Annotated in this window: 1 pseudogene; it reads right to left on the reverse strand. The window is 35.9% G+C overall.

Going from position 1 to position 513, the window contains the following annotated elements:
• Window positions 1-394 (reverse strand): annotated as a pseudogene (locus AB3H93_RS14160) (ISL3 family transposase); the annotation flags it as partial.
• Window positions 395-513: the final 119 nt, after the last annotated feature.

Consider the following 513-nt stretch of genomic DNA (forward strand, 5'->3'; position numbering starts at 1 on the left):
ATCTGTGGCAGAAACTTTCTAAATGTTCGCAAAGTTATCGCATAAGTTTCAGGTAACTGGCTGACTTCTCTGGATAAACAGTCCTCAAATAGTGAATGATCTCTTTTCTTTACTCATAAAGAACATCTTGGTATAACTGATAGCCTTGTCGTAGATCGGCACAAGTAGCTAACAATCGGTCGACAATCTCACTTTCAGTTAAGTAATCTTTGAAACTGGAACACCAAACCCGTTTTTCATAGTTCAACTTTGCTTCTTCTTTTTGTAGGAGTTTCCAATAACGTTTCATTTTTCTACCAAGCCCACGTTGGTATTGAGAAGTACTTTTAAGTCGTGCATTGGTTTCCTTCACTCGGTGGTTTAAAAAAGTTCTTCCTATATGTTGAATAATGTGGACACTCTTCGGGCGTGTATTGAAGAGTACCTTTGTAAATCAAGCAAAATTTCTCTTTATATCTTTCTTTGGTTTAACAATTTACCTCAAAATAGATAGTTAGGTCTAGAATATTTAGG

Source organism: Enterococcus sp. C74 (genome assembly GCF_040887125.1).
Taxonomy (GTDB): Bacteria; Bacillota; Bacilli; order Lactobacillales; family Enterococcaceae; genus Enterococcus_B; species Enterococcus_B hirae.